At 67.7% G+C, this 26580-nt stretch carries 25 protein-coding genes; 16 read left to right on the forward strand and 9 right to left on the reverse strand.

Annotation, left to right across the window (positions count from 1 at the left end; all coding sequences use genetic code 11):
* Window positions 1-13 precede the first annotated feature (13 nt).
* The 4 genes from VGV58_RS17325 to VGV58_RS17340 all read left to right on the forward strand — a co-directional run bounded on the left by VGV58_RS17325 (window position 14) and on the right by VGV58_RS17340 (window position 3730).
* Window positions 14-766, forward strand: a complete 753-nt coding sequence (locus tag VGV58_RS17325; RefSeq protein ID WP_326875278.1) for a sulfite exporter TauE/SafE family protein — start codon at window positions 14-16, stop codon at window positions 764-766.
* Window positions 767-861: 95 nt separating this feature from the next.
* On the forward strand, window positions 862-1641 hold the full coding sequence (gene otnI, locus VGV58_RS17330; RefSeq protein WP_326875279.1) for a 2-oxo-tetronate isomerase: 780 nt from the start codon (window positions 862-864) through the stop codon (window positions 1639-1641).
* A complete protein-coding gene (locus VGV58_RS17335; RefSeq protein WP_326875281.1) occupies window positions 1638-2639 on the forward strand; it encodes a glucokinase in 1002 nt (333 codons plus the stop codon). Before otnI ends, VGV58_RS17335 begins: the two co-directional genes overlap by 4 nt.
* 44 nt (window positions 2640-2683) lie before the next feature.
* Window positions 2684-3730, forward strand: coding sequence for an acyltransferase family protein (locus VGV58_RS17340; RefSeq protein WP_326875282.1), 1047 nt, complete (start codon window positions 2684-2686; stop codon window positions 3728-3730).
* Between the two features lie 5 nt (window positions 3731-3735).
* Here VGV58_RS17340 and VGV58_RS17345 read toward each other — a convergent pair whose 3' ends face one another.
* Window positions 3736-4095 (reverse strand): hypothetical protein, encoded by a 360-nt coding sequence (locus tag VGV58_RS17345; RefSeq protein WP_326875283.1) that lies wholly within the window; start codon window positions 4093-4095, stop codon window positions 3736-3738.
* Between the two features lie 111 nt (window positions 4096-4206).
* Here VGV58_RS17345 and VGV58_RS17350 point away from each other — a divergent pair, with 111 nt between their 5' ends.
* Window positions 4207-6018 (forward strand): ABC-F family ATP-binding cassette domain-containing protein, encoded by a 1812-nt coding sequence (locus VGV58_RS17350; protein ID WP_326875284.1) that lies wholly within the window; start codon window positions 4207-4209, stop codon window positions 6016-6018.
* A 243-nt stretch (window positions 6019-6261) separates the two neighbouring features.
* Entirely contained in the window at window positions 6262-7008 is a 747-nt protein-coding gene (locus VGV58_RS17355; protein WP_091839171.1) for a glucose 1-dehydrogenase, read from the forward strand.
* Between the two features lie 115 nt (window positions 7009-7123).
* On the opposite strand, the gene VGV58_RS17360 is transcribed toward VGV58_RS17355, so the two are convergent.
* Complete coding sequence (locus VGV58_RS17360; RefSeq protein ID WP_326875285.1) at window positions 7124-8023, reverse strand: metallophosphoesterase family protein; 900 nt, start codon at window positions 8021-8023, stop codon at window positions 7124-7126.
* A gap of 336 nt (window positions 8024-8359) precedes the next feature.
* Here VGV58_RS17360 and VGV58_RS17365 point away from each other — a divergent pair, with 336 nt between their 5' ends.
* The gene (locus VGV58_RS17365; protein ID WP_414644008.1) at window positions 8360-8881 is read left to right on the forward strand and encodes an NUDIX domain-containing protein; all 522 of its coding nucleotides are present in this window, start codon (window positions 8360-8362) and stop codon (window positions 8879-8881) included.
* Between the two features lie 3 nt (window positions 8882-8884).
* On the opposite strand, the gene VGV58_RS17370 is transcribed toward VGV58_RS17365, so the two are convergent.
* Window positions 8885-9469, reverse strand: a complete 585-nt coding sequence (locus VGV58_RS17370; RefSeq protein WP_326875286.1) for a cytochrome b — start codon at window positions 9467-9469, stop codon at window positions 8885-8887.
* A gap of 260 nt (window positions 9470-9729) precedes the next feature.
* Between VGV58_RS17370 and ribA the strand changes: the two genes are divergently transcribed.
* Together ribA and VGV58_RS17380 are read left to right on the forward strand one after the other, a co-directional pair.
* Entirely contained in the window at window positions 9730-10857 is a 1128-nt protein-coding gene (gene ribA, locus VGV58_RS17375) for a GTP cyclohydrolase II RibA (protein ID WP_326875287.1), read from the forward strand.
* Window positions 10858-10888: 31 nt separating this feature from the next.
* Window positions 10889-13267 carry a hypothetical protein gene (locus VGV58_RS17380; RefSeq protein ID WP_326875288.1) on the forward strand — a complete coding sequence of 793 codons (2379 nt, stop codon included), beginning with the start codon at window positions 10889-10891 and terminating at the stop codon, window positions 13265-13267.
* Here VGV58_RS17380 and VGV58_RS17385 read toward each other — a convergent pair whose 3' ends face one another.
* The 4 genes from VGV58_RS17385 to VGV58_RS17400 form a co-directional block, all read right to left on the reverse strand.
* Window positions 13268-14128, reverse strand: coding sequence for a TIGR01459 family HAD-type hydrolase (locus VGV58_RS17385; RefSeq protein WP_326875289.1), 861 nt, complete (start codon window positions 14126-14128; stop codon window positions 13268-13270). It abuts the gene before it with no gap.
* On the reverse strand, window positions 14125-15057 hold the full coding sequence (locus VGV58_RS17390) for a sugar kinase (protein ID WP_326875290.1): 933 nt from the start codon (window positions 15055-15057) through the stop codon (window positions 14125-14127). The genes VGV58_RS17385 and VGV58_RS17390 overlap by 4 nt, the downstream gene beginning before the upstream one ends.
* 203 nt (window positions 15058-15260) lie before the next feature.
* Window positions 15261-16508, reverse strand: coding sequence for a coiled-coil domain-containing protein (locus tag VGV58_RS17395; protein WP_326875291.1), 1248 nt, complete (start codon window positions 16506-16508; stop codon window positions 15261-15263).
* 86 nt (window positions 16509-16594) lie between these two features.
* Entirely contained in the window at window positions 16595-17167 is a 573-nt protein-coding gene (locus VGV58_RS17400; RefSeq protein WP_326875292.1) for a DUF1134 domain-containing protein, read from the reverse strand.
* Between the two features lie 152 nt (window positions 17168-17319).
* On the opposite strand from VGV58_RS17400, the gene VGV58_RS17405 reads away from it, so the two are divergent.
* On the forward strand, window positions 17320-17871 hold the full coding sequence (locus VGV58_RS17405) for a YHS domain-containing (seleno)protein (protein WP_326875293.1): 552 nt from the start codon (window positions 17320-17322) through the stop codon (window positions 17869-17871).
* Window positions 17872-17989: 118 nt separating this feature from the next.
* Here the strand turns inward: VGV58_RS17405 and VGV58_RS17410 are convergent, their stop codons facing one another.
* On the reverse strand, window positions 17990-18835 hold the full coding sequence (locus tag VGV58_RS17410) for a 3'(2'),5'-bisphosphate nucleotidase CysQ family protein (RefSeq protein WP_326875294.1): 846 nt from the start codon (window positions 18833-18835) through the stop codon (window positions 17990-17992).
* Between the two features lie 285 nt (window positions 18836-19120).
* On the opposite strand from VGV58_RS17410, the gene chpT reads away from it, so the two are divergent.
* From chpT to VGV58_RS17440, 6 genes are all read left to right on the forward strand, one after another.
* A complete protein-coding gene (chpT, locus tag VGV58_RS17415; protein ID WP_326875295.1) occupies window positions 19121-19759 on the forward strand; it encodes a histidine phosphotransferase ChpT in 639 nt (212 codons plus the stop codon).
* 123 nt (window positions 19760-19882) lie between these two features.
* The gene (locus VGV58_RS17420) at window positions 19883-22501 is read left to right on the forward strand and encodes a chemotaxis protein CheW (protein WP_326876160.1); all 2619 of its coding nucleotides are present in this window, start codon (window positions 19883-19885) and stop codon (window positions 22499-22501) included.
* Window positions 22498-23001 carry a chemotaxis protein CheW gene (locus tag VGV58_RS17425; protein WP_326875296.1) on the forward strand — a complete coding sequence of 168 codons (504 nt, stop codon included), beginning with the start codon at window positions 22498-22500 and terminating at the stop codon, window positions 22999-23001. The genes VGV58_RS17420 and VGV58_RS17425 overlap by 4 nt, the downstream gene beginning before the upstream one ends.
* A 24-nt stretch (window positions 23002-23025) precedes the next feature.
* Complete coding sequence (locus VGV58_RS17430) at window positions 23026-23391, forward strand: response regulator (RefSeq protein WP_057190702.1); 366 nt, start codon at window positions 23026-23028, stop codon at window positions 23389-23391.
* Window positions 23392-23437: 46 nt separating this feature from the next.
* A complete protein-coding gene (gene cheB, locus VGV58_RS17435) occupies window positions 23438-24556 on the forward strand; it encodes a chemotaxis-specific protein-glutamate methyltransferase CheB (RefSeq protein ID WP_326875297.1) in 1119 nt (372 codons plus the stop codon).
* On the forward strand, window positions 24553-25449 hold the full coding sequence (locus VGV58_RS17440; RefSeq protein WP_326875298.1) for a CheR family methyltransferase: 897 nt from the start codon (window positions 24553-24555) through the stop codon (window positions 25447-25449). Before cheB ends, VGV58_RS17440 begins: the two co-directional genes overlap by 4 nt.
* Before the next feature lie 144 nt (window positions 25450-25593).
* Here the strand turns inward: VGV58_RS17440 and ctrA are convergent, their stop codons facing one another.
* Window positions 25594-26295 (reverse strand): response regulator transcription factor CtrA, encoded by a 702-nt coding sequence (gene ctrA / locus VGV58_RS17445; RefSeq protein ID WP_326875299.1) that lies wholly within the window; start codon window positions 26293-26295, stop codon window positions 25594-25596.
* Window positions 26296-26580 lie beyond the last annotated feature (285 nt).

The following is a 26580-nucleotide window of genomic DNA, read 5'->3' on the forward strand; positions in this document are numbered from 1 at the left end:
TCAGGCTGCCCCAATGGACACCAACACCATCCTGAGCCTGATTCTCGGAGCCGCTCTCGCCGGCTTCGTGCAGGGTCTCTCCGGCTTCGCCTTCAGCCTGGTCTCCTTGTCGGTCTGGGCCTGGACGCTCGATCCCAAGCTCGCCGCGGTCATGGCCGTGTTCGGCGGTTTGACCGGCCAGACCATCGCGGCCGTGACGGTGCGCCGCGGCTTCGACTTCGCCCGGCTCTGGCCCTTCCTGCTCGGCGGCCTCGCCGGCATCCCGGTCGGCGTCCTGCTATTGCCGCTGGTCGATGCCAACCTGTTCAAGGCCGGGCTCGGCATCCTCCTGGCCGTCTGGTGCCCGATCATGCTGTTCGCACCGCATCTGCCGCCCGTCCGCTTCGGCGGGCGCCTGGCCGACAGCGCGATCGGGCTCGGCGGCGGCATCATGGGCGGCTTCGGCGGCTTCTCCGGCGTGCTGCCTACGCTATGGTGCAGCTTACGCCGCATGGACAAGGACGTGCAGCGCTCCATCGTCCAGAACTTCAACCTGACCATGCTCGCCGCGACCATGCTCGGCTATGTCCTGGCCGGGAATGTCACGCGCGAGATGTGGCCGGCCTTCGCCATCGTCGCGCCGGCGATGCTGATTCCCTCGCTCCTCGGCGGAAAGCTCTATATCGGCATCAGCGATCAGGCCTTCCGCCGCATCGTGCTGACCTTGCTGACGCTGTCCGGCCTCGCTCTGCTGTCCTCGTCCCTGCCGCGTCTGCTCGGTGTCTGATGAGGCGGAACCCAGACCATCCGCTCAGGTTATCGATGACGTACCGGTCCTAACGGGCTAGCTTGCCGCCTCGATCCGACTGATGAGACCGACCCATGCCGCGTTTTGCCGCCAATCTCTCGATGATGTTCAACGAGTGGGAATTCCTCGACCGCTTCAAGGCGGCGGCCGAAGCCGGATTCGAATCGGTCGAGTTCCTGTTCCCCTATGAACACGCACCGGAGAAGGTCGGCCTCGCGCTCGCCGGCGGCGGGCTGGAGCAGGCGCTGTTCAACCTGCCGCCCGGCGACTGGGCCAAGGGCGAGCGCGGCATGGCCGCCCTGCCCGGCCGCGAGGATGAGTTCCGCGCTGGCATCGAGACGGCGCTGGCCTATGTCCACGAGACCGGCGTCAAGCGCCTGCACATGATGGCCGGCCTCACCGACCCGAACGATCCGGCGGCCCAGAAAGCCTATCGCACCTCGCTCGCCTACGCCGCCGACAAGCTCGGCGAGCACGGCGTCGACCTGCTGCTCGAGCCGATCAACGGCAAGGACATGCCGGGCTATTTCCTCAATGATTTTGATCAGGCGGCGGCCTATGTCCGCGAATCCGGCCGGCCCAACGTCAAGCTGCAATTCGACATGTATCATTGCGAATTGATCCACGGCGATGTCGGGGCGCGGCTGGAAGCGCTCTACCCGCTGGTCGGCCATGTCCAGATCGCCAATGCCGAGGGCCGGCACGAGCCGGACGGCACCCGGCCCGACTATCCCGCGCTGTTCGCCCAGCTCGATTCGCTGGGGTATCCCGGCTTCGTCGGCTGCGAGTATCGCCCCCGCGCCGGCACGCTCGAAGGCCTCGGCTGGTTCTCGCCCTGGAAGAAGCACGCGTGAGCTCGGGCTTTCCCCATCCGGTGCTCGTCGCCGATATCGGCGGCACCAATTGCCGGCTCTCGCTGGTCCCGACCCCCGGCGCCCTGCATGAGCCGCTGGCCCGGATCAGCACCGGCGCGCATCCGACGCCGGAAGCTGCGCTCGGCTCGGTGCTGTCGACGCTGACGGTGAAGCCACGCTCGGCCATCCTCGCCGTCGCCGGCCCGCTCGACGGGCGCAAGGCCCAGCTCACCAATGCCAGCTGGCATTTCGACGGCCCCGAACTTGGCCGGGCGCTCGGCTTCGAGCAGGGTCTGCTGGTCAATGATTTCGAGGCGCTGGCGGCCTCATTGGCGGTGCTCAGGGATCGCGACCTGGTCAATCTCGTCCGCGGCCAGCCCGAGCCGGAAGGCCCCCGCCTCGTGCTCGGCCCCGGCACCGGCTTCGGCGCTGCAGCCCTGCTGCGGCGCGGCGACACCGGCATGCTGGTGCCGACCGAATCCGGCCATATCGGCATCGGCCCGGAGGACCCGGCCGAAGTGAAGCTCTGGCCGGCGCTGGCCGAGGGCATCCCGCGCGTCACGATCGAGGAACTGCTCAGCGGCAGCGGCCTCATCCGCTTTCATCGCGCAGTGATGCGTCAATCCGACGTCGCCGAGCCCGATGTCAGCGCCGCCGACGTCACCGCGCTGGCGCTCGACGGCAATCCCGGCGCACTGATGGCGGTGGTCTGCTTCTGGCGGCTGCTGGCGCGCGTCGCCGGCGATCTCGCGCTCGGCTTCAAGGCGACGGGCGGCGTCTATCTCGCCGGCGGCATCGCACCGCGCATCTTGCCGCTCGCCGACAAGGCGACGATCCACGCTGTCTTCGCCGGCAAGCCGCCGGTCGAGGATCTCGCCGCCCGCTTCGCGCTCAACGTGATCACCGCCGACGATCCCGCCGAACAGGGCCTGGCCGCCATAGCCTCGGCTCCCGGCCGCTTCGGTCTCGACGATCCCGCGCGCTTGTGGTTTGCCTGAGCGCAGCCACACTCGCCTTCCCCCTTTCAAAGACGATCTGCACCTTGCCCCAGCTCTACGGCATCCAGGTCCTGCGCGCGCTTGCGGCGCTGATGGTCGCCGTCCATCACGTCCAGGCCGATGCCGGCTTTCTCGCAGCCAGAGCCGGCACCGCCTTCGCGCCCTCGCATGCCTTGCCCTGGAATGCCGGCGTCGACCTGTTCTTCGTCATATCCGGCTTCATCATGGTGCATTCCTCGGCCGGGTTGTTCGGCAGGCCGGACGGAGCGCGCCTGTTCATCGCCCGGCGCATCGCCCGGATCGTGCCGCTCTACTGGGCAGCAACCACGCTCTTCCTCGTCGTGCTCCTCGCCTCGCCTGCGCTGCTCAATTCGGGTGCCCCGAATCTCCAGCAGATCGCCGCCTCCTATCTGTTCTGGCCGATGGCGAATGCGGTGGGCGAGCTACAGCCGATCTATTCGCTCGGCTGGACACTGAACTACGAGATGCTGTTCTACGCCCTGTTCGGTGCAGCGCTGCTCGCGCCGGGACGGCTGGTCGTGCCGCTCGTGACCGTGGCGCTCGCCGGGCTGGTCGGAGCGCAGACTCTGACCGGACCGCTCGCCCTGCCCTTCGGCTTCTGGGGCCAGCCGATCGCGCTCGAATTCGCCGCCGGCATGGCGGTCGGCCTGCTCCGCCAGAATGGCCTCCGGCTCGACGGCCGCCTGCGCTGGCTGATGGCCGCGGCCGGCATCGGTTTGCTCGTTGCCGCCGCCGGCGATGGCTGGGCCCAGACCGCCTGGGGGGCGGTCGCGCTGCGCGGGCCGGCGGCGCTGCTCCTGGTCACCGCCGCGGCCTGCGGGCGCAATGTCACCGCCCCTTCGGCGCTGGTGAGATCGCTCGCCATCCTGGGCGATGCCTCCTATGCGCTCTACCTTGTCCACCCTTTCGCGATCCGGGCGCTGCGCGAAGTCTTCGCCCGGATTGCTCCAAATGCGACCGGCCTGTTCATCGTGCTGGCATTGGTCACGGCCGTGTTCGCGGCGCTGGCGGTCTACCACTGGTTCGAGCGCCCGATGACGAAGGTGTTGCGGCGGGCTCTGCGGGCCTGAGAGGCCTACGTCTTCTTCAACCTCATCCCCTTCAGCGACTGCCCGACCACGCCGCCGTCGCGCCGGCGCTGCGGCCGCTTGGCGACGATCGTCTCGACGTGACTTTCCTGCGGGAAATAGCCGCGCTCCAGCACTTCGAGCGTATATTCCTCATAGGTCAGCCCGAGCGCCTCGGCCCGTTCCTGTCGCCGAAGCGCGATCTCGCGCGGTTTCTTCCAGGCCTTGCGATGGGCGAAGCGCCAGTCGAAAGAATGACCGATCTCGCTCTTGTCGGTTCGCGGCTTGCGCTTCTTCTCCTCGAGCGGCGGGCCGCCATTGTCGCCGATACGGGCGGTACGAGGCTTGCGGAGAGCCGGCTGTCTCATGAGCATTATCTCATATGAGATACAAATCGTATCTCATAGTGGATCAAGCAAAAGCACTCGGCAAGACCCGACAGGGTGACAGGCGCGTCGCCGCAGTCTATCCCGCCCGCCATGGCTCCTTTGCTCCACCTTCGCGACGTCGCGCTCACCTTCGGCGGCCAACCCTTGCTGGAGGGCGCGGAAATCGCCGTCTCGGCCGGCGAGCGGGTCTGCCTGGTCGGCCGTAACGGCTCCGGCAAGTCGACTTTGCTCAAGATCGTGGCAGGCATCGTCGAGCCCGACAGCGCCGAGCGCTTCGTCCAGCCGGGCGCGACCGTCCGCTATCTGCCGCAGGAGCCCGACTTCTCCGGCTACAAGACCTCGCTTGCCTATGTCGAGGCGGGCCTGGGGCCCGGCGACGATGCCTATCGCGCGCAATACCTGATCGAGGAACTGGGCCTGACCGGCGAGGAAGACCCCGCGAGCATGTCGGGCGGTGAATCGCGCCGCGCCGCGCTCGCCCGCGTGCTCGCGCCCGAGCCCGATATCCTGCTGCTCGATGAGCCGACCAACCATCTCGACCTGCCGGTGATCGAATGGCTCGAGCAGGAGCTGAAATCGCTGCGCTCGGCCATGGTGCTGATCAGCCATGACCGCCGCTTCCTGAGCTCGCTCTCGCGTGCCACGATCTGGCTCGACCGCGGTGTCACCCGCCGTGTTGAGCGCGGCTTCGGCGAGTTCGAGGCCTGGCGCGACGAGGTCCTGGCGCAGGAGGAACTCGACCGCCACAAGCTCGACCGCAAGATTGCCCGCGAGGAGGACTGGCTGCGCTACGGCGTCAGCGCCCGGCGCACCCGCAACCAGCGCCGGCTCGGCGAATTGCATGGCCTGCGCGAGCAGCGCCGCACCGCCCGCCAGGCCGTCGGCTCGGTCAGGCTGGAAGCGAGCGAGGCGCAGGCCTCGGGCAAGCTGGTGATCGAGGCTGTCGACATCGCCAAGGCCTATGACGGCCGGCCGGTGGTCAAGGACTTCTCGCTGCGCGTCGCCCGCGGCGACTGCATCGGCATTGTCGGCCCCAACGGCGCCGGCAAGACGACGCTGATCAACATGCTGACCGGCGCGCTCAAGCCCGATTCCGGCACGGTCAAGCTCGGCGCGACGCTCGAAATGGTGACGCTCGACCAGCGCCGCGAAAGCCTCGACCCGGCGACGCCGCTCGGCGATGCGCTGACCGGCGGTGGCTCGGACCAGGTCATGGTCGGCGGCACGCCGCGCCACGTCATCAGCTACATGAAGGACTTCCTGTTCCAGCCGATCCAGCGCGGCACCGCGGTCGGGGCGCTCTCCGGTGGCGAACGCGGCCGGCTGATGCTGGCCCGCGCGCTCGCCAAGCCCTCGAACCTCCTCGTGCTCGACGAACCGACCAACGATCTCGACATCGAGACGCTCGACCTGCTGCAGGAACTGCTCGCCGACTATGGCGGCACCGTCCTGCTGGTCAGCCATGACCGCGACTTCCTTGACCGCGTCGTCTCCTCGACCCTGATCTCGGATGGGGACGGCGTCTGGACCGAGTTCGCCGGCGGCTATTCCGACATGCTGGCCCAGCGCGGCCGCGGCGTCGGCGCCAAGGTACGGGCCGTTCCGGTGAAGGGATCGGCGGTGCCGTCACCGACGCCCGCTCCAACCGCCAATACCGCTACTGCGAAGCGCAAGCTCTCCTTCAACGAGCAGCACGCGCTGAAGACCCTGCCGCAGCAGCTCGACAAGCTGCAGGCCGAGGCCGGCAAGCTCAATGCGGCGCTGGCCGGTGATCTCTACACCCGCGATCCAAAGCTCTTCGCCAAGGCGACGGCAAGGCTCGACGAGGTCACACGTGAGATCGCGCAGACCGAGGAGCGCTGGCTCGAATTGGAGATGCTGCGCGAGGAGATCGGGGCTTAGAGCCGTAAGCGCTCTCTCCGTCATGCTCGGCCTTGTGCCGAGCATCCACGTCTTGAACAGCGCCCCCGATCGATGAAGACGTGGATGGTCGGGACAAGCCCGACCGTGACGAGAATGCCAAACTGCGCGATCGGCCGCCCAGCCCATACAATTCCGCTATCCGGCCAATCGCGAAAGCGTATTTATCCCGCCGGCCAAATCGTCCCACAGTCGGCGTGCAGATAGAATCCTCGAGGAAGCACCATGAGATTGAAGGGCAAGACGGCGCTGATCACCGGCGCGGCGCAGGGCTTTGGCCTCGGCATCGCCGAGACCTTCGTGCGCGAGGGCGCGCGGGTCGCGGTGCTCGACATCAACGGCGACAAGGCTCGCGAGGCCGCCAAGGCGATCGGCCGCAAGGCCTTTGCCGTCGCCTGCGATGTCGGCAAGGCCAAGAGCGTCGATGCGGCCGTGGCCAAGGTGATCAAGCGCTTCGAGCGGCTCGACATCGTCGTCAACAATGCCGGCATCAGCCATCGCAACCAGCCGATGCTGGATGTCACCGAGGCCGAGTTCGACCGCGTCTTCGACGTCAACGTCAAGTCGATCTTCCTGATGGCCAGGGCGACGGTGCCGCATTTCCGCGAGCATGGCGGCGGCGTCATCCTCAATATCGGCTCGACCGCGGGCGTGCGCCCGCGCCCGGGCCTGACCTGGTACAACGGCTCGAAGGGCGCCGCGAACCTGCTCTCGAAGTCGATGGCGGTCGAGCTTGCGCCCGACAGGATCCGCGTCAACGCCATCGCTCCCGTCGCCGGCGAGACGCCGCTGCTCGCGACCTTCATGGGCGAGGACACCCCGGAGAAGCGCAAGGCCTTCACCGCGACGATTCCGTGGGGCCGGTTCTCGACGCCGCAGGACATCGCCAATGCCGCGCTGTTCCTGTGCTCTGACGAATCCGAGATGGTGACCGGCTCGATCCTGGCGGTCGACGGCGGCCGCTGCGTCTGAGGAAACACGTCATGCTCGGGCTTGGCCCGAGCATTTCTTGCCGGAGGAGGTTCCGTTGGCACCTTCTCGTCCTGAGCTTCTCGGGCCTGCGCTTCGCTCCGCCCGAGAATGACGGCTAGACTATCCCGCCGCCGGTCAGCGGCATCAGCTGCAATTGCTTGACCGTGCCGTCGAGATCGAAGGCACGGCGCTCCAGGCTGATATGCGGGGCCGCCGGCGGCCCCTCTATGCGCAGCAGATGCCAGCAGGCGAGCTCGCCATGGCCGCCGCGCGGGCCGATCGAGGCCGAGGGCACGCCGACGATCGGCACGTCATGATCGAGGCCAGGTCGCCAGGCCAGCGAGAAACGGTGGTTGTGCCCGTGCAGGACGAGCTCCGCCCCCACCCGGCGCAGCATCTCCTCGAAGGCGTCGGCATCGACCAGCTCGCGCGTTCGCCGCGCACCGCCGACATAGGGCGGATGGTGGATCAGTACGACGCGGATCAGCCCATCGGCCTTGGCTTGCGCCAGCAGCTTCTCGGTGACGGCGATCTGGGCCGAGCCGACGCGCCCGGTCGCCATCAGCGGCATCGTCGGAATGCCGCTGTTCATCCCGATCAGCGCGACCGGGCCGCGCTGGCGATACCAGGGATAGCCCGCCTCACCGCCATCGCCGGAGCACCAAGGCTCGAGCTCATGCGAAAGCGCAGCGAGCGACGAGCGCGTATAGCAGTCGTGATTACCGGGCACGAAGCTGACGGTATCGCGCGGGCCCAGCGTGTCGAGGAAGGTGAATGCCGTCTTGAACTCGGTCGGCAGGCCGATATGGGAGACATCGCCGGTGCAGGCGATGTGGTCAGGCTTCTGCGCCAGGATGTCGGCGACGATCAGCCCGAGGATTTCCATGTCATGGGCGTGGCGCCGCTTGCGTCGCCAGTTGACATATCCGGTCGCACGCTTGCCGATCAGCTCGCGCAGCGAGAACTTGGTCAGCGGCCCGAGATGCGGGTCGGAGAGATGCGCGAGCGTGAACACACACAAGCGCTTGCCTTCAACGCCCGCGCCGCGTCAAGCATGACGGCGGCGGCGGGCGAAGATGACGCAGCCTGAAAGGCTCAGTTGGCCGAGCCCATCAGCTCCGAGACGATGCGCGGATCGGTCAGGGTGACAGCCGGCTTCCAGACGAAGCGGGGCTTGGCGTTCAGGCGGGCAGTGATGAAGGCGAGAAGCATGGTAATTTCCCCAGCGGTAACGGCGTGAGCTTGTGACCCCTATTTAAGGCGCGTTTGTGTTATATCGAGAGGGGAAACAGAGTTCTGTTATGCGTCCATTGCATAGACAATTAACCCGGCAGCAGGATTTGCCGACATCGTGAGCAACGAGGACGGATCCGGCCCGCGCTCCGGCGCATCAGGGATCGAACGGGTGCCGCGCGGGCTGCGGCGGCTGGCCGGGAAAACCTTGCACCTCTATTTCCGCCTGCGCCGCGGCATGACGCTGGGCGTCCGCGCCGCGGTGCTGAGCGAGGCTGGCGAGATCCTTCTGGTACGCCATACCTATACGCCGGGCTGGCACATGCCCGGCGGCGGGGTCGAGCCGGACGAGACGCTTCGCGACGCGCTCGCCAAGGAGCTGCGCGAGGAAGCCAATATCGCGCTGACCAGCCCGGCGGTGCTGCACGGCATCTTCCTCAACCGGCATGTCTCCGTGCGCGACCATGTCGCCGTCTTCATCGTGCGCGCCTTCGCGCAGAGTGCGCCGAAGCAGCCGGATCACGAGATCGCCGAGGCGCGCTTCTTCCCGCTCTCAGCCCTCCCGGACGGGACGACACCGGGCACACGCCGCCGGCTGGCCGAGATCATCGAGAGAAACGCGCCGCCTGCAGAATGGTGAGCCCTACTTCGCCCCCGGCAGCATCCGGCGCAGCACGCCATCCTTGCGGATGACGTAATGGAACAGCGCCGCACCGATATGCGCGCAGACCAGCAGCGCCAGCAGGATGGCGAGCCAGCCATGGACGAAGAGCACGCGCTTGGCCGCTTCCTCGTTCGGCGCCGCCAGTGCCGGCAGGTCGAACAGGTTGAACACCATCAGCGACGGGAAGAGCGAGACGCCGATCCAGCCGAGCATCGGTACGATCAGCAGCAGGCCATAGAGCGCCCAATGCACGAGGTGCGAGGCCGCCTTCTGCCACCATTCCAGCGTCGGCTCGTCCGGCGGCGCGCCATGCAGCAGCCGGTAGAGCAATCGGCCGGCGCTGAGCCAGAGCACCAGGAAGCCGAGCAGCTTGTGCGAGGAATAGAGCGCGTCGGTCACCCCGTCCCAGATGTCGAGCGTATTGCCGCGATAGGTCATGGCGAGCCCGAGCGGGATCATCACGAACACCGCCGCGACCGTGATCCAGTGCAGGGCGCGCGCCGTTGGACTGTAAACGGCGCCGCGGCCCGCGTCCGTCGTTACCGGGTCATGTCCCTGCGTCATTTCCGTTATGCGCTCCCGATCGCCATATCTGGTCAGGGTCCGCTGCCGCGACTATTCATCTGGTGTTCAATCTCGCGCTTTTATAGGCCAGTCTGCAATCGGTCGTCGGCCGGGCCTGTTGCGGCCCTGTCCTGGGAACCACGCAGAAGCGGATACGTTGTAGGAACGCGGTGTTGCATCGGATGCATCTGTCCAGGCGAGACGCGCGTAGCTAGCTCACATTCCTCCGCGCCTTCGGGCGCAATCTGACGGACTTTCCGATGCCTCAGTCGCGTAAGCTTTTCGACCGGCCGGGCGAGACCGATCTGGTCGCCGTCGACCGCGCCCTTGCCGAGTTCCGCGCCGCCCGTCCGGTGCTGCTGCGCCAGGGCGAGGAGCTGGCGCTGGCCCTGTCCGCCGAGCTCGCCGAGGCCGATCTTACAGCCCGTCTCGATTTCCTCTCCGCCGGCAAGGCTCGCCTCGTGCTGAGCGCTGCGCGCCTGCGCCGCCTCGGCGCCAAGGGACGCACCGAGACCGGCACCCTCGCCATGCCGGCGATCGACCTTGCCCGCATCGAGACCCTCGCCCTCAAGCTCGAAGCCCGCGTCGACGCCCCCGTCGGCCCGGCCAATGCGCTCGACAACGCCGCGCTCGAACTTGCCCGCCTTTCACTGGTGCTGCCGGCCGTGATCCTCGTCCCGGTCCAGGCCGCCCAGGTCGCAGGCGAGCCGCTGATCGAGGTCACCATCGACGCCGTCAACGGCTATCGCGCCGCGCAGGTCGCGCGGCTTGCCATCGTCGGCCGCGCGCCGGTGCCGCTGGAAGGCGCGCCGGAGACCGAATTCGTCGTCTTCCGCGGCGGCGAGGGCCTGCGCGACCAGGTCGCGATCATCGTCGGCAAGCCGGACCTTTCGGCTGCCGTCCCGGTGCGGCTGCATTCGGCCTGCCTGACAGGCGACCTGTTCGGCTCGCTGAAATGCGATTGCGGCGACCAGCTGCGCGAGACCGTGCAGTGGATGGCAGAGAACGAGGGCGGCATCCTGCTCTATCTCGACCAGGAAGGCCGCGGCAACGGCATCTCCAACAAGATGCGCGCCTACAAGCTGCAGAGTCAGGGCTGGGATACCTACGACGCCGACGAGGTGCTCGGCTTCGATCTCGACCAGCGCCATTTCGACTTCGCTGCTGCAATGCTGAAGCAGCTCGGCGTCTCCAGCGTCACGGCGCTGACCAACAATCCGCTCAAGATCGGCGCGATCAAGGCCGCCGGCCTCGAAGTCGCAGCGACCCAGCGCGTGCTCGGCCGCCCGAACGTCCACAATGTCCGCTATCTCGCCTCGAAGCGCGACCGCGCCGGCCACTTCATCGACATGGACGCGCTGATGGCGCGGGCCGCTCCGAAGGATTGATCCCAAGCCGGGCCTGGGGCAGGAAGCCCTCATGTCCGATGCTCCCCTGCCAGATCGGGACCACCACGAGACCGAGCCGCCGCCCGCCCCCTGGCCGACCGCCAGGGTGATGCTGCTGGTCTGTGCCGGCTGGCTGGCGCTGTCCTGGCCCTGGCTTTCCGGCGCAGTCACCGTGCCCTGGGACGCCAAGGCGCATTTCCACCCGCAGCTGCAATTCCTCGCCAGCGCCCTGCACAAGGGGCTCTCGCCGTTCTGGACGCCCTTCGTCTTCGCGGGGTCACCGCAGGTCGCCGATCCGCAATCGCTGATCTTCTCGCCGCCCTATTTCCTGATCGCTCTGCTCAATCCCAGCCCGGATTTCCGCTGGAGCGACGGCGCCCTATTAGGGTCGCTGCTCGTCGGCGCGCTCTGTCTCGTCCTGCTTTTCCGCGATCGCGGCTGGCATCCGGCCGGCGCCGTGGTCTGCGCTCTCTCCTTCGCCTTCGGGGCGGCCGCGGCCTGGCGCATCCAGCATGTCGGGCAGGTACTGAGCCTGTCCTATTTCGCGGTGACGCTGCTGCTGCTCTCTCGCGCGCTCGAACGCAGCTCCTGGCGCTATGGCTTCGCGGCCGGGCTCGCCGCCGGCTTCATGGTGCTGGGGCGTGATCAGGTCGCCCTGCTCGGCGTCTACGTCCTCGCCGGGCTGGTGCTCGCCGCCATCGCCATGGCCGACAGGCCGCTCGCGGCGCTGCGCGCCAGCCTGATGCCACTGCTGCTCGGCGTGCTCGGCGCCACGTTGGTCGCGACCATCCCGATCCTGCTCACCGCCGTACTGGCGGAGGAGTCGAACCGGCCGGTGATCGATCTCGCCGGCGCCGGCAAGGGCTCGCTGCATCCGGGCTCGCTGCTGACCGGGCTGATCGCCAATCTCTATGGCGCCTCGGGGCCGCTGGAGAATTTCTGGGGCCCGCCCAGCCCGGCCTGGGAGAAGCGCTTCGGCCCGCTCGACCTCTATCTCGCCCGCAATATGGGCGAGCTCTATCTCGGCCTGCTGCCGATCCTGCTCGTCGGCGGCGTCGGCATCGTCCGCGGCGCCCTGCTCCGGCGCGAGATCGTGGCGCTGAGCGTGGCCACACTGATCGTGCTGGTCTTCGCGCTCGGCCGCTACACGCCGGGCTTCGCTGTGCTCTTCCACCTGCCCGGCATCGACTTCTACCGCCGCCCGGCCGACGCGCTTTTCATTCTCGGCGCGCTGCTCTCGATCCTCGGTGGCTATATAACCCATCTCGTCCTGACCGATACCGCCCCGCGCCCGCGCGGCTGGCAGATCGCACTCGAAATCATCCTGCTGCTGGCGGGCTTCACTGCCGCGATCTGGCTGGCATGGACGGTCGGCCGCCTGCATGTCGCCTTCGTGCCGCTGGTGACGGCTGGCCTCTGCCTGACGCTGGTCGCCGGTGCGCTGGTCGCGGCGCGCGGGCTCGCTCTGCAGGGCGCCGGCATGGCCGCGACCATCATCCTCGCCATCGCCATGGTTGTCGATCTCGGCGTCAACAACGGCCCGAGCGAGTCGACCGCCTTGCCGGCCGGGATGTACGAGGTGCTGCGCGCCGACAGTACGAACGAGACCATCGCCCTGCTCAAGCGCGAGACCGCCCGCACCGCCGGCCCCGATCGGCGCGACCGCATCGAACTCGCCGGCATCGACTTCCACTGGCCCAATGCCAGCCTCGTCCACGGGCTCGACAACACGCTGGGCTACAATCCGCTCCGGCTCGGCCTCTACAGCGAGGCGACTGGCGCCGGCGACCATGTCGCCTTGCCCGACCAGCGCACCTTCTCGCCGCTGATGCCGTCCTATCGTTCACTGCTCGCCGACATGCTCGGCCTGCGCTTCATCGCCACCGGCGTCCCGGTCGAGGAGATCGACAAGCGGCTGAAGCCCGGCGACCTCGTCCAGATCGCGCGGACCAAGGACGCCTATGTCTACGAGAACCCGCGCGCCTTGCCCCGCGTGCTCCTCGTCACGGAGGCGCAAGCTGCCGATTTCGGCGCCATCCTGAAAAGCGGGCAATGGCCTGTTGGCTTCGACCCGCGCCGCACCGTCCTGTTCGACAAGGCGCCCCCGCCGCTGCCGACCGGCCCGGCGCAAGCTGGAAGCGTCCGCATCCGCAACTACGGCACGACCGATGTCCTGCTCGACGTGGACGCGCCGCGCGGCGGCTTTGTCGTGCTGAACGATGTCTGGCAGCCCTGGTGGCAGGTCGAGGTCGACGGCAAGCCGGCACAGCTGCTGCGCGCCAACGTCATCTTCCGCGCCGTCATGGTGCCGCCCGGCCGCTCGACGGTGCGCTTCGTCTTCCGCCCGCTCGACGGGCTCTATCACTCGATCGGCGAGCGGATCCGCAAGGCGAACCCGCCGCCGGTCTGATCAGCCCAGCGCCGCCATCGCCGCGACCGGCAGGGGCCGATGCGCCGCCAGCACCCGCTCAAGCCCATCGGGCACCACCGCGCCATCGCAGATCGTCTCGTCGCGATGGATGCCGCCGGCGATGAACAGGCTATCAAAGCCCATCATCTTCGCGCCAGCGAGGTCGGTGCGCACGGCGTCGCCGATCACCAGCACGCGCGCCTGATCGACGTCGCGCCCTGCCCGTGCCTCGCGGGCGGCAGCGAGAGCGAGGTCATAGGCCGGACGGTGCGGCTTGCCGGCCCAGGCGACATGGCCGCCGAGCTCTTCATAGATCGTCGCCAGCGCTCCGGCGCAGGGCAGAAGGTCATGGCCGACATGGACGACGAGGTCGGGATTGCCGCAGATAAAGGGCAATCCGCGCTTGGCGAAGCGCGACAGCAGCGGTCGGTACTGCTCCGGCTGCTCCGTACGATAATCGTTGAGCTCGGTCGCGACGACGAACTCGGCGTCATCCTCGCCGACGATCTCGACGTCGAAGCCCTCGAACACCGCCCGGTCCTGCGGCCAGCCGATATGATAGGCCTTGCGCAGATGCGTCTCGGCGATCAGCGCGCGCGTCACGTCGCCCGAGGTCACCAGCCGATCCCAGGCGGCGCGCGGCACACGCTTGTCGTCGAGCACGCCGGCGATCTGAGCCGAAGGGCCCGGCGCATTCGAGAGCAGCACCACCGTGCCGCCGCCCTCGCGATAGCGCATCAGCGCCTCGCAGGCCGGATCGAGCGCCAGCACACCGTCATGGACGACGCCCCAGACATCGCTGATCAGCACGTCGTAGCGGGCGAGCAGCGCGCCCGCTTCCATCAGGACTGGAACGCTCATGCCCGGCCAGCCACTTCCTGCGCGATCCGCGCTTCCACATCGGCGCGGCGTGGCAGCGGCGCCACCGCGCCATAGCCCTGCGTCGAGAGCGCTGCCGCGACATTGGCATAGGCGCCGGCAGCGAAGGCATCGCCCGTGCGGATGTATTCGGCGAGGAAGGCACCGTCATAGCAGTCGCCGGCACCGGTCGCATCGATCGCATCGACCTTGATCGGCACGAAACGCTGGCGGCTGGAAGGCGTCGCGACCAGCGAGCCTTCATGGCCGAGCGTCAGCGCCACGACCTTGGCACCGAGCTTGAGATAGAAATCGACGATGGCGTCGGGCTGCTCCAACCCCGTCAGCAGCTTGGCGTCGCCGTCGCCCGGCAACACGATGTCGGCCATCCCGCAGGCGGCGTGAACGATCGCCCGTGCCCGCGTCAGCGGCCAGAGCTTGAGCCGGAGATTGGTGTCATAGGCGGTGAGCACGCCGTTCTGGCGCGCGATCGCGAAGGCTTCGAACACCGCGTCGCAGGCGCTCGCCGAGATCGCCTGGCTGATGCCGGAGGCCTGGATCACCTTGGCGGAGGCGATGAGATCCCTAGGCAATTGCGCCGGGCCATAGAGGCTCGCGGCCGAGCCGGCGCGCAGATAGGAGAAGACATGGCCCTGCGGGCCGTGGGAGACGAAATAAAGTCCGGTCGGGGCCGAAGGATGGGTCGAGACATGGGCATGGTCGACGCCCTCCGCGGCCCACAGCGACCGCCACGTGCGACCAGGCTCGTCATCGCCGAGCGCGCCGACATAGGCGACGCTCGCCCCTTGCCGGGCTGCCGCGACCGCACAATTGGAGGTGTCGCCGCCGAGGCCGAAACGGTAGGCGCCCTCTTCGCCTCGCGTCGCGTTGAACTCGCCGAGAGGCTCACCGATACAAACGATATCCGTCATCATCCCAACCGAAACCGCCGGCCGCGAGCGCGGCCGCCCTTTCCCTAGAGCACGCGCCGATCAGTTTGCAACGCAATCTGATCGGATAACGCGTTCGCTCTCATGAGCTTGGAGACGGATTCGCTGATCAGGCTGATTCAAGCTGATCAGATCTGCCTCTGGAGCATGTTCGGCAAAAGAGGAAAACCCTCGCCGGCAGGCGCCTATTCCGCCGCCTCCCGGCTTTCCGATGCGACCAGCAGCGCATCGGCCAGCCGCACGATCTCCTGGCGCAAGGCTGCTTCTCCCGCCGCCTTGCCGCCATTCTGCTTGCGCAGCGCCGCGAGCTCGCGCTTCAAGCCTGCCCGGTCGGCACGGGCCTGATCGCGGGCGCCCTGGATTGTACCGATCTCGGCATGCAGCGCCTCGGCCATCTCATCGCGCTCGCGCAAGGCAGCGCGATGAGCGACCGCCTCGCCCGCCATCTGCTCCTTCAAGCGGGCCTCGGCCGCAGCCGCAGCCTCGATCTTGCCCTCCAGCGCCTTGATCCCCGCCAACGTCTCCGCATGCTCGGCGGATGCCTGGTTCATCGCCGCCTCCTGTCTTGCGATCTCGGCGCCGAGCTTGATGGCGTTCGCATCGGCCGTGCGCAGCGCCGCCTCCGCCTCGTTCGCGCGTGTCGTCAAGGCGTCGGCCTGCAATCTCTCGCTGTCGCGGTCGAGTTTCATGGCGGCAAGGTTGGTCCGCACCTCGGCGAGCGCCGTCTCGGCGGCGGCCAGCCGCGCCGACAGATCATCGCGCCCGGCTTCGAGCTTGAGCCTGAGCGTGCCGGCCTCGACCAGAGCGACACGCTGGAGATCATGTTCGCTGGTCAGCGCCGACAGGGCCTGGTCGCGCTCGGCGAGCATCGTCCCGGCCTTCTCATGCAACGCCCTCAGCTCGGCAAGCTCATGGCTGCGGGCGGCGAGGTCGGCCGAGGTACCGCTGAGCGACTGCCGGGTCTCGGCCAGTTGCGCTTCCAAGGCGGCAAGATCGCTGACGCGGCTCGACAGGGTCGCCTGCGTAGTCTGGTGACCGGCGCTTTCGCTGGCCAGCATCTCCCGCGCCTGCGCCAGGTCCTGCGTCCTCTGCCCGAGTTCGCTCTCGAGCGCCTCGATCCGCTGCTTGCGCTCGCTGAGGTCGGTTTCCAGCCGGCCGATCGTCATGTCGCGCCGGCCGATCTCGCTCATCGCACCGGCCTTGGCGGCAAAGCCGCTCTCGGCCTTCTGTTCCAGCGCCCGCTCGCGGACCGCCAGTTCAGCGCGCAGGTGATCGCGGTCAGCGGCGATCTCGGCGAGCGACAGCGGGAATGCGGCCTCGGCCCGGCGCCGTGCCAGCCGATCGGCCCTGCGGCTCAGCGCCGGCAAAGCCGCAAGGGCGAGCAGGCTTGCCGACAGGAAGCCGAGCGCGACGAGCATGGCGGCTTCGATCAAGGCGAGGCGGCTCCCATGTCTGTGATCAGCCTGGGCTCAGGCTGCCATGCCTTGATAGATAAGGCCAGCAGCCGTGAATTGTCAGGTCAGAACGGGTTCCACGTCGCCTCGGGCGTGAACTTCAGATAGCCGAGATTGACGCCAAGCCTCCAGCCGACGCCGGTGCGGATCGGCACGACCATGACACCGCCGGCCGTCAGCGCCGTGAAGCCGAACCCGCCGACGAAATAGACCGAGCCATCGACGCCTCCGAAGCGCTGATAGAGCGCACTCACGCTCGGCAGATTGTAGACCAGCATCATCGTGCGGGCGCCGTCGCCGCCGAAATCGAAGCCGACTGACGGCCCCTGCCAGTACACTTTGCGGTCGCCGGCATTGCGGGTGAACAGCGTGCCCTCGCCATAGCGCAGCCCGCCGACGAAGGCACCCGACGCCTCCTGGCCAAGCACATAGCCGTTCGGCTCGCCCCAGCGGCGCACGGCTTCCTCGATCGTCAGCGCAAGACCACGCGAGACATTGCCGAAGAACTGGTGGCCGGAGCCGACCAGTTCGTTCTGGGTGAAGGAACGCTCGGCCTGCTGGGCGGCAGCGGGACCGGCGGCCAAGCCTGCGCCGAGCAGCAGGGCGCTGGCGAGCAGGGTGCGGCGGGTAAAGTTCATCTCATCGTCTCCAGGCAAGCGCCGGGCATTGGGCATTCGGCCTCCTGCCGGGGTGGCGTCGACGGCGGATCGCGCGAATCCACGCGGTCACGGTAACCTCCTGGATACGCCGTATGTGTATCCAAGCAGTGAACTGCGGCGCAGGACGCGCCGTGACGCGACTAACGACCAAGGATTGGTGGGCGATGAAGGCCGCAGCAAGGCATGCCGGGATTGTGATCGCCGGCATTGTGACGGGCTGCGTTCTCCTTCTCGCCGCGCCGACGGGGCGGGCATCGGTCCTTCCGCCGGGCCTGCCGGAACTCCCCGGTCTCGGCGAGGCCATGCAGCGCGACAACCGGACCGGCCTTGCGCTCTCGGGCTTCGATCCCGTCGCCTATTTCCTGAACGATGCAGCAGTGCCGGGGCTGCCTGGCTACGAACTGCTCCATGACGGCGCGGTCTGGCGCTTTGCCAACGCCGCCAACCGCGATGCCTTCCGCGAAGCGCCGCAGGTCTATACGCCGCGCTTCGGTGGTCTCGATGCCAGCGGCGTGGCGGATGGGCGCGCGGTCGATGCCGATCCGCATTACTTCGCCGTCATCGGCTCGCAGCTCTATTTCTTCCGCAACGACGAGAACCGCCGGCGTTTCCTCAGCGAGGCGACCTTGCGAGTGAAGGCCCAGGAGCGCTGGGCGGCTGTTACGAACCTGATCGCGCGCTAGATCACGATGATTTTGGATCGAATCGATCCAAAATCATCGTGGTCGATTCTTGGAGCTTAGAGCAGGATTTCTGCGAAAAACCGGCTCCCACTTTTTCGTATCCTGCTCTGATGCCGAATCAACTGCAGCGACAGGTCGCCGCCTTCTCGATGGCGAGCCGGGCCAGACGCTCGCAGCTCGCAGCGACGAAGGGCGGATTGCGGAAGTCCCGGTCGGCATGGCCATAGCCGGGCTTCTCACCCTCGAGGGTCAGCACGATACCGCCCGCCGCGGCGAGGATCGCGTCACCAGCGGCGATGTCCCATTCCATGGTCGGCCCGCCGCGCACATGCAGGTCTGCCTCACCCGAGGCGATCAGTCCGAACTTCACGGCCGACGACACCGGCGCGCCGTCGCCTTTCGCGACCGCGGCCGCAACGCCGGCGCTGACCGGGTCGCCATGGAAGCGGCTGACCAGCATCAACGGCCCTTCCACCGGCTCGGCCCGGACATGGACCTGCCGCGCCGCGCCAAGCGGCATCGCCTCGGCATCGAGGTCCTGGGTGAAACTGCGCTCGCCTCCAAACCAGAGCCGGCCGATGGCCGGCGCGGCGATCGCCCCTGCGAGCGGGCGTGCGTCCCGGATCACGGCGATGGCGACGCAATAGCTGTCACCGGACGCGAGGAATTCACGCGTACCGTCGAGCGGATCGAGCAGGATGAAGACGGAAGCCGGCGCGACCTCGCCGACGCTCTCCTCGCTGATCACCGGAAAGCCCGGCAGCAGCTCGGCCAGTGCCTGCTTGGCGGCGAAATCGGCGGCAAGGTCGGCGGAGCAGACCGGCGAGCCGTCGGCCTTGAGCTTGACGTCCCGCGCCGCTCGCTTCGCCAGCAGGACCGCGGCGGTGCGCCGCGCTGCCTCGCCGAGGGCGCGCGCCAGCCCGTCCCGGTCGGTCAGGCGTGGATCGTCATGAGCGATGGCCATCGTTCGAACCAGTCTCGCCGGCGCCGTGTGCCATTCTCTGTTTCATGCCGGGCGGCGCCTCCGGCGATATCACGTCATTAGCTAGTGCATGGCGCGGTAAAGAAAAAGCCGGCTCGCCTTCTGGCAGCCATCTTGCCGGGGCATGCCGGCAGGATACGTCCGCATATTCCCACCCGAGCGCGCCCACGAAGCTATGGTTAACCAGCTGCAAACCAGCCTGGCGCATGCTTCACCACCGACATGGGGCGCGCGCCGCCCTGATTCTCTTGACCGCAGGACCGGATCATGACCGCCATCTCGCTTGAGCCGCTCGATCTGGCCGCGCTTCTCTGCAGCCGCGTCTGCCATGACGTGATCAGCCCGGTCGGCGCGATCGTCAACGCGCTCGAAGTGCTCGAGGAAGACGATCCCTCGATGAAGGAGTTCGCGCTCGACCTGATCAAGAAGAGCGCACGCAACGCCTCGGCCCGGCTGCAATTCGCCCGGCTCGCCTTCGGCGCCGCCGGTTCGGCCGGCGCGATGATCGACCTTGGCGACGCCGGCGCCGTCGCCAACGGCTTCCTCAACGACGAGAAGCTCTCGCTCGACTGGGAGGCGCCGCGCGCCCTCTTGCCGAAGAACCAGGTCAAGCTCGTGCTCAACCTGCTCGTATTGGCGACGCAGGCGATCCCGCGCGGCGGCAAGATCACCAGCCGCTGCACCGTGACCGGCGAGCAGGGCAGCTTCGCCATCACCGCCACCGGCTCGCATGCGCGCATTCCCGCCCATGTCGAGGAGCTGATCGCCGGTCGTTCGGAAAGCGGCGCCATCGACGCCCATGCGGTCCAGCCGGTCTACACCGGCATGGTCGCGCGTGCCGCGGGAATGAAGATCTCCTTCTCGATAGAGGGCGACACGGTCAGCATCGGCGCCGAACCGGCCTGACGCGTTAGGGAAAACCGTCCGTCGCCAGGATTCCATGCGGTTTCCGCTCGCTCTCAACTGATCATAAACCCTTGCGCCGCAATATCCGCGGCAGCATCGGTGGCGTGAGTGAGCGGTCCTTACATGGACGAGTTGCTGCAAGAGTTTCTGGGAGAGACCGGCGAGCACCTCGACATGGTCGATCGGGAGCTTGTCCGCTTCGAGCAGGAGCCGAACAACGGCGACATCCTGCGCAACATCTTCCGGCTCGTCCACACGGTCAAAGGCACCTGCGGCTTCATCGGCCTGCCGCGACTGGAGGCGCTGACCCATGCGGCCGAATCCGTCATCGGCCAGTTCCGGGACGGCGCGAGCGTTTCCTCCAGCGCCGTCACCGCGATCCTCGAGACGATCGACCGGATCAAGGAGATCATGGCCGAGCTCGCCGAGAAGGGCCAGGAGCCGCCGGGCCATGACGGCCAGCTGATCGACGAGTTGCGCGGCCTGGCGGAGCGGGCCAAGCAGGAGCTGGCCAGGCGGCAGCCCCAGGCCTCGCTCGATCCCGTCGCCGCCTATCTCGCCCGCACGGCTGAAGCGAGATCGACAGAAGCGGCCAACCCGCTCGCCTCAGGTTCGATCCCGGATGAGATGGACCTGGTTTTCCGCACTGCGCCGAGCCCGCTCGACCAGCCCGGCATGGCTCATGGCGAGACCGTCCGCGACGCCAGGGCGACCGGCCCGGCAACGCTGCGCGTCAATGTCGACACGCTCGAGCATTTGATGACCATGGTCTCCGAACTGGTGCTGACCCGCAACCAGTTGCTCGAGATCGCCCGCCGGCAGGAGGATGCCGGCCTCAAGGCGCCGCTGCAGCGGCTCTCGCTCATCACCGCCGAACTGCAGGACGGCGTGATGAAGACGCGCATGCAGCCGATCGGCAACGCCTGGTCGAAGCTGCCACGCATCGTCCGCGACCTCTCCGCCGATCTCGGCAAGCAGATCGAGCTGGTGATGGAAGGCGCCGAGACCGAGCTCGACCGCCAGCTGCTCGACCTGATCAAGGACCCTCTCATCCACATGGTGCGCAACTGCGCCGACCATGCGATCGAGGAGCCCCAGGAACGCACCGCGCTGGGCAAACCGGCAGCCGGCACGATCCGCGTCTCCGCCTATCACGAGGGCGGCTCGGTCACGATCGCGATCTCGGATGACGGCCGCGGCATGGATGTCGCACGCATTCGCAGCAAGGCGATCCAGCGAGGCCTGGCGAGCGAGGCCGAAGCCGAGCGGATGAGCGAGTCGCAGCTCCTGCGCTTCGTCTTCCACCCCGGCTTCTCGACCTCCGATTCCGTCACCGCCATCTCCGGGCGCGGCGTCGGCATGGACGTGGTCAAGGTCAATGTCGACGCGATCGGCGGCATGATCGACATCGCCAGCATCGCCGGCGCCGGCACCACGATCACGATCAAGATCCCGCTGACGCTGGCCATCGTCTCCGCCCTGATCGTCGCGACCCAGGGACAGCGCTTCGCCATCCCCCAGGTGGTCGTGCGCGAGCTGGTGCGCGTCAAGGCCAATGGCGAGCACCGCATCGAGCGCATCAACAACGCGCCCGTGCTGCGCCTGCGCGAGCGGCTGCTCCCGATCATCGCGCTGGCCGGGGTGATGAACCGGACGACGGACGCAGGCATCGCCGATGACGGCTTCATCGTGGTGACCCAGATCGGCGAGCGTCAGTTCGGCATCCTCGTCGAATCGGTGTTCCACACCGAGGAGATCGTGGTGAAGCCGATGTCGACGCGGCTGCGCCATATCCCGCTGTTTTCGGGGAACACCATCCTGGGCGACGGCGCCGTGGTGCTGATCGTCGATCCCAACGGCGTCGCCCGCCTCGTCGGCGTGGCGGCAGCGCAGGACGAGATCACCTCGGACGACCCCGTCGAGATCGGCTCTCCCGCCGAGCGCACGACGATGCTGGTCTTCCGGGCCGGCAAGGACACGGTGAAGGCCGTGCCCCTCTCCCTCGTCACCCGGCTCGAAGAGGTCGAGGCCGGGCTGTTCGAGAATGGCGGCGGACGCGCGTTGCTCAATTACCGCGGACGGCTCATGCCGGTCGTCCCGGTCGAGGGCTGCACCCTCCGCCAGACCGGCCTGCAGCCGATGGTGATCTTCTCGGAAGGTGATTTCAGCATGGCGCTGGCGGTCGACGCCATCGTCGACATCGTCGACGAGGTGCTCGACATCGAGATGCTGGCCATGCCCGAGCAGGGGCTGCTCGGCTCGGCGATCATCCGCGGCCGGGCCACCGAGATCCTTGATCTCGCGCATTATCTGCCGAAAGCCAATCCCAACTGGCTGCATCTGCGCCGCAGCGAAACCGGCTCGCCGCGGGTCCTGCTGATCGAGCCCTCCGAGTTCCTGCGCGAGATGCTCGCCCCCGTGCTGAAGGCAGCTGGCCTGCAGGTCGTCCATGCCTCGGATCCGGCGATGGCCGCCGGTCTCGCCTCCGGCAGTGCCGCGCTCGACGCCGTCGTCATCGACATCGATCGCGACGCCGACGCGGCCTTCGCCCTTGCCGCGCGACTGCGGGCTGAAGATCGTCATGCCAGGCTGCGCATCATCGGGCTGACCAGCCTGCCGACTCCCGAAGCGCATGTCGCCGCGATCCAGGCGCAGTTCGACGAGGTCGTCGCCAAGTTCGATCGGCGTGCGCTGATCGCCGAGCTGGCTGAGACCGGCCCCAGACTGAGGCGAGCCGCATGACCGAACCGCGTGAGGACAGCCCGTCCGGTCTTGCCGCCTTCGAGGACTCGCTCGACTACGTCACCGTCACGGTGGGCGGGCAATTGCTCGGCCTGCCGATCGGGCGCGTGCAGGACGTGTTCATCGCCACGCGCATCACCCCGGTGCCGCTGGCCCCGTACGAAATCGTCGGCCTGATCAATCTGCGCGGGCGCGTCGTCACTGCGATCTGCATGCGTCGGCGCATGCGCCATGCCGACACCGGCGCCGTGCCGACCGGCACCGAGGAACACGAGCTCACCGCCGTCGGGCTGGAGCAGGCCGGCGAGGCCTTCGCCCTGATCGTCGATGCGGTCGGCGAGGTGATGCGCCTCAGCCGCACGACCTTCGAGCCGGTGCCGATCCATCTCGACCGCGCCTGGGCGGCTATTGCCAAGGGCGTCCACCGCCTCGACGACCGCCTCCTGGTCGTCATCGACGTCGACGCCGTCCTCAACATCGAATTGCCGATCGCCGCCTGACGATCCGCCGCCTGGAGCCATGTCATGAAATATTGCCTCGTCGTCGACGACTCCGCGGTCATCCGCAAGGTCGCCCGCCGTATCCTGGAAGGGCTGCAGTTTCGCATCGCCGAGGCGGAAGACGGCGCGCGCGCCATCGACGCCTGCAAGGGCGAGATGCCGGACGCAATCCTGCTCGACTGGAACATGCCGATCATGGACGGCTACGACTTCCTGCGGAACCTGCGCCAGATGCCCGGCGGCAAGCGGCCCAAAGTGGTGTTCTGCACCACCGAGAACGACATCGCCCACATCGCCCGCGCCATGCATGCCGGCGCCGACGAGTACATCATGAAGCCGTTCGACAAGGAGATCGTCGCTTCGAAGTTCCACCAGGTCGGCCTGCTCTAGAGTTCGCGCTGCGCCCTCCAGTCCCGCTCTCCCATCGCGTGCCTCCATGATCGCCACGCCGCATTTCGCCGACCGGCAAGCAGCGCGCCCGAGCACCGTGGTGATCGCCGACGATTCCGTCGTGGTGCGGGGCCTGTTCGCGCGCTGGCTCGGCGAGAGCGGCCGCTTCCATGTCGTTGGGGTCGCGGGAGATGGCGAGGCTGCGATCGAGCATGCCGGGCGCCACCATCCCGACATCATGGTGCTCGACCTCGACATGCCAGTGCTCGACGGCGTCGAGGCCCTGCCACGGATCGTCAAGGAGAGCCCCCGGACGGCCGTCCTGCTGACGACCACGCTGACCGAGCGCAATGCCAGGCTGGCGATGCAATGCATGAGCATGGGGGCCGTCGACGTCCTGCCCAAGCCCGACAGCCGCAGCGGCCTGACGCTCTCGCTGGACTTCCGCAGCGAGCTGCTCGGCAAGCTCGGCAGCATCGCACAATCCCGCCTCCGCGACGGCGAAGCGGCCGCCGATAGCGTCCTCTCCGTCGTGCCGCCTAGCGGAGTCGCCGACCTGCGCCCGCTCGTCTCGGTGATGCCGCGCTATCTGGTCGTCGGCGCCTCGACCGGCGGGCCACGAGCCGTGGCGCGCGTCCTGTCCGATCTCGGCGGAGCCCTCGCCAATCTGACTACCCTGGTCGTCCAGCACATGCCGCCGCTGTTCACGGCCTCATTCGCCGACCAGATCGCCCAGCAGCTCGGCGTGCCGACGCGCGAGCCCCATGACGGCGAGCGGCTCGCCCGCGGCACGATCTATGTCGCACCGGGCGGGCGCCATCTCGGTATCGAGCGCAAGCTCGGCCACATCGTCGCCAGCGTCAGCGACGGGCCGCCGGTGAATTTCTGCCGCCCGGCGGTCGACGTCCTTTTCGCAGACGCCGCTCGCCATCTCGGCCCGGCCGCACTCGGCGTGGTCATGACCGGCATGGGCAGCGACGGGACGGATGGCGCAACGGCGCTGCGCCGCGCCGGCGCCGCAGTGATCGCCCAGGACGAGCCCTCGAGCACGGTCTGGGGCATGCCGGGCTCGGTGGTGCGCGCCGGCCAGGCCAGCGCCGTGCTGCCGCTCGGCGGCATCGGCCCCGCCATCCGCTCCCTCGTCGGCGGAGGTCGTCCGGCATGACCGAGCTCGACTTCGACTTCCTGCGCATATTGCTGCAGCGGCGCTCCGGCCTCTTCCTCAGCACCGAGAAGCGCTATCTGGTCGAGAGCCGCCTGGGCATGCTCTGCCGCCGCCGTGGCATCACCGGCATTACGGCTTTGGTCGTTCAGCTGCGCACCAGCCCCGCTTCCGACCTCGAAGCCGCGGTCATCGAGGCGATGACGACCAACGAGACGCTGTTCTTCCGCGACCGCACGCCTTTCGACCTGTTCCGCGACGTCGTGCTGCCCGAGAAGCTCGCTGCCAATGCCGAGAGCCGGACGCTGCGCATCTGGTGCGCTGCGGTCTCGACCGGCCAGGAAGCCTATTCGCTCGCCATGCTGCTCGACGAGGCTGCCGACCGCTTCGCCGGCTGGACGATCGAGATCCTCGGCACCGACATCTCCCTCGAGGTGCTCGACCGGGCCCGCCAGGGGCTCTACAGCCAGTTCGAGGTCCAGCGCGGTCTGCCGATCCAGCTCCTGCTCAAGCATTTCCGGCAGGAGGGCGACAAATGGCGCCTGTCCGAGCGCATCCGCGACATGGTCAAGCTCAGGCAGCATAACCTGCTCGAGCCGAGCCATCAGCTCGGCCAGTTCGACGTCATCTTCTGCCGCAACGTGCTGATCTACTTCGACGTCCCGACCAAGGCGCGCGTCATGGCGGCGCTCGCCGAGCGACTGGCCCGAGGCGGCGCCTTCATCCTCGGCGCAGCCGAGACCGTGATCGGCATCACCACGACCCTGGTGCCGGACCCGCAACACCGGGGCATCTACCGGGACGCCGCATCGACCCCGCAGGCGCGGCGACCGCCCTTCCCTGCCGCCCCCGAGCTCGGCGGCCCATTCTCCTCGCGGAAGATCGCGCGGCCCTGAACGCACCGGCGCTGGTTGACGACGCGCTGCTGCCGACAAACAAAAACCCCGCCTCGCGGCGGGGTCCCCGTTCACCTGTCGTGTACATCCGACGATCAGGCGATCTAACTGTTAGGCGTCGACGATGACGCCATGATGACGATATCAGGCCGGGATGCGCTCTTCGGCGTCGTTGGGCTCGCGCAGCACATAGCCGCGGCCCCAAACCGTCTCGATGTAGTTCTTGCCGTCGGAGGCGTTGGCGAGCTTCTTGCGCAGCTTGCAGATGAAGACGTCGATGATCTTCAGCTCGGGCTCGTCCATGCCGCCGTAGAGGTGGTTGAGGAACATTTCCTTGGTCAGCGTCGTGCCCTTGCGGAGCGAGAGCAGTTCCAGCATCTGGTATTCCTTGCCGGTCAAGTGCACGCGGGCGGCATCCACCTCGACGGTCTTGGTGTCGAGGTTGACGACGAGGTCGCCGGTCGTGATCACCGACTGGGCATGGCCCTTCGAGCGGCGCACGATGGCGTGGATGCGGGCGACGAGCTCGTCCTTGTGGAACGGCTTGGTCAGGTAGTCGTCGGCGCCGAAGCCGAGGCCCTTCACCTTGTCCTCGATGCCGGCGAGGCCGGAGAGGATCAGGATCGGCGTCTTGACCTTGGCGACGCGCAAGGAGCGCAGCACCTCGTAGCCCGACATGTCCGGCAGGTTCAGGTCCAGCAGGATGATGTCGTAATCGTAGAGCTTGCCGAGATCGACGCCCTCTTCGCCCAGATCGGTCGTGTAGACGTTGAAGCTCTCGGACTTCAGCATCAGCTCGATGCTTTGAGCGGTCGCGCTATCGTCTTCGATCAGCAGAACCCGCATGTCACGTCCCCAATTTCGCCCCGAGGCAGCGATTTCGCTCAACCGCCCACAACCCTCGTGGTTATGGGGGGACGAACGCTTGCCCGATGAAACGCTACGCGACACGCTACGGGGAAATGGTTAACAAACCCTGATTCCCGCACGCAAGCGCTTCTTGGCAAAAGGTTGACGATCCTTGTCGAGGTGAGTCGAATTTGACACGGATCGTTCGAGCTTCGGCCGCGAAAGCGCCTTTCGCGGAAGCCCGTGTCGCGGAAACAGGCGAAAATCGCCCGACTCTTTGGC

The sequence above is a fragment of the Allobosea sp. genome (assembly GCF_035944895.1).
Classification (GTDB): Bacteria; Pseudomonadota; Alphaproteobacteria; order Rhizobiales; family Beijerinckiaceae; genus Allobosea.

What these genes read in the sequence shown, in the direction of transcription:
- VGV58_RS17325 (WP_326875278.1), top strand. Translation starts at nt 14, where the DNA reads ATGGACACCAACACCATCCTGAGCCTGATTCTCGGAGCCGCTCTCGCC.
- otnI (WP_326875279.1), top strand. Translation starts at nt 862, where the DNA reads ATGCCGCGTTTTGCCGCCAATCTCTCGATGATGTTCAACGAGTGGGAA.
- VGV58_RS17345 (WP_326875283.1), bottom strand. Translation starts at nt 4,095, where the DNA reads ATGAGACAGCCGGCTCTCCGCAAGCCTCGTACCGCCCGTATCGGCGAC.
- VGV58_RS17350 (WP_326875284.1), top strand. Translation starts at nt 4,207, where the DNA reads ATGGCTCCTTTGCTCCACCTTCGCGACGTCGCGCTCACCTTCGGCGGC.
- VGV58_RS17355 (WP_091839171.1), top strand. Translation starts at nt 6,262, where the DNA reads ATGAGATTGAAGGGCAAGACGGCGCTGATCACCGGCGCGGCGCAGGGC.
- VGV58_RS17370 (WP_326875286.1), bottom strand. Translation starts at nt 9,469, where the DNA reads ATGACGCAGGGACATGACCCGGTAACGACGGACGCGGGCCGCGGCGCC.
- ribA (WP_326875287.1), top strand. Translation starts at nt 9,730, where the DNA reads ATGCCTCAGTCGCGTAAGCTTTTCGACCGGCCGGGCGAGACCGATCTG.
- VGV58_RS17380 (WP_326875288.1), top strand. Translation starts at nt 10,889, where the DNA reads ATGTCCGATGCTCCCCTGCCAGATCGGGACCACCACGAGACCGAGCCG.
- VGV58_RS17385 (WP_326875289.1), bottom strand. Translation starts at nt 14,128, where the DNA reads ATGAGCGTTCCAGTCCTGATGGAAGCGGGCGCGCTGCTCGCCCGCTAC.
- VGV58_RS17390 (WP_326875290.1), bottom strand. Translation starts at nt 15,057, where the DNA reads ATGACGGATATCGTTTGTATCGGTGAGCCTCTCGGCGAGTTCAACGCG.
- VGV58_RS17400 (WP_326875292.1), bottom strand. Translation starts at nt 17,167, where the DNA reads ATGAACTTTACCCGCCGCACCCTGCTCGCCAGCGCCCTGCTGCTCGGC.
- VGV58_RS17410 (WP_326875294.1), bottom strand. Translation starts at nt 18,835, where the DNA reads ATGGCCATCGCTCATGACGATCCACGCCTGACCGACCGGGACGGGCTG.
- chpT (WP_326875295.1), top strand. Translation starts at nt 19,121, where the DNA reads ATGACCGCCATCTCGCTTGAGCCGCTCGATCTGGCCGCGCTTCTCTGC.
- VGV58_RS17420 (WP_326876160.1), top strand. Translation starts at nt 19,883, where the DNA reads ATGGACGAGTTGCTGCAAGAGTTTCTGGGAGAGACCGGCGAGCACCTC.
- VGV58_RS17425 (WP_326875296.1), top strand. Translation starts at nt 22,498, where the DNA reads ATGACCGAACCGCGTGAGGACAGCCCGTCCGGTCTTGCCGCCTTCGAG.
- VGV58_RS17430 (WP_057190702.1), top strand. Translation starts at nt 23,026, where the DNA reads ATGAAATATTGCCTCGTCGTCGACGACTCCGCGGTCATCCGCAAGGTC.
- cheB (WP_326875297.1), top strand. Translation starts at nt 23,438, where the DNA reads ATGATCGCCACGCCGCATTTCGCCGACCGGCAAGCAGCGCGCCCGAGC.
- VGV58_RS17440 (WP_326875298.1), top strand. Translation starts at nt 24,553, where the DNA reads ATGACCGAGCTCGACTTCGACTTCCTGCGCATATTGCTGCAGCGGCGC.
- ctrA (WP_326875299.1), bottom strand. Translation starts at nt 26,295, where the DNA reads ATGCGGGTTCTGCTGATCGAAGACGATAGCGCGACCGCTCAAAGCATC.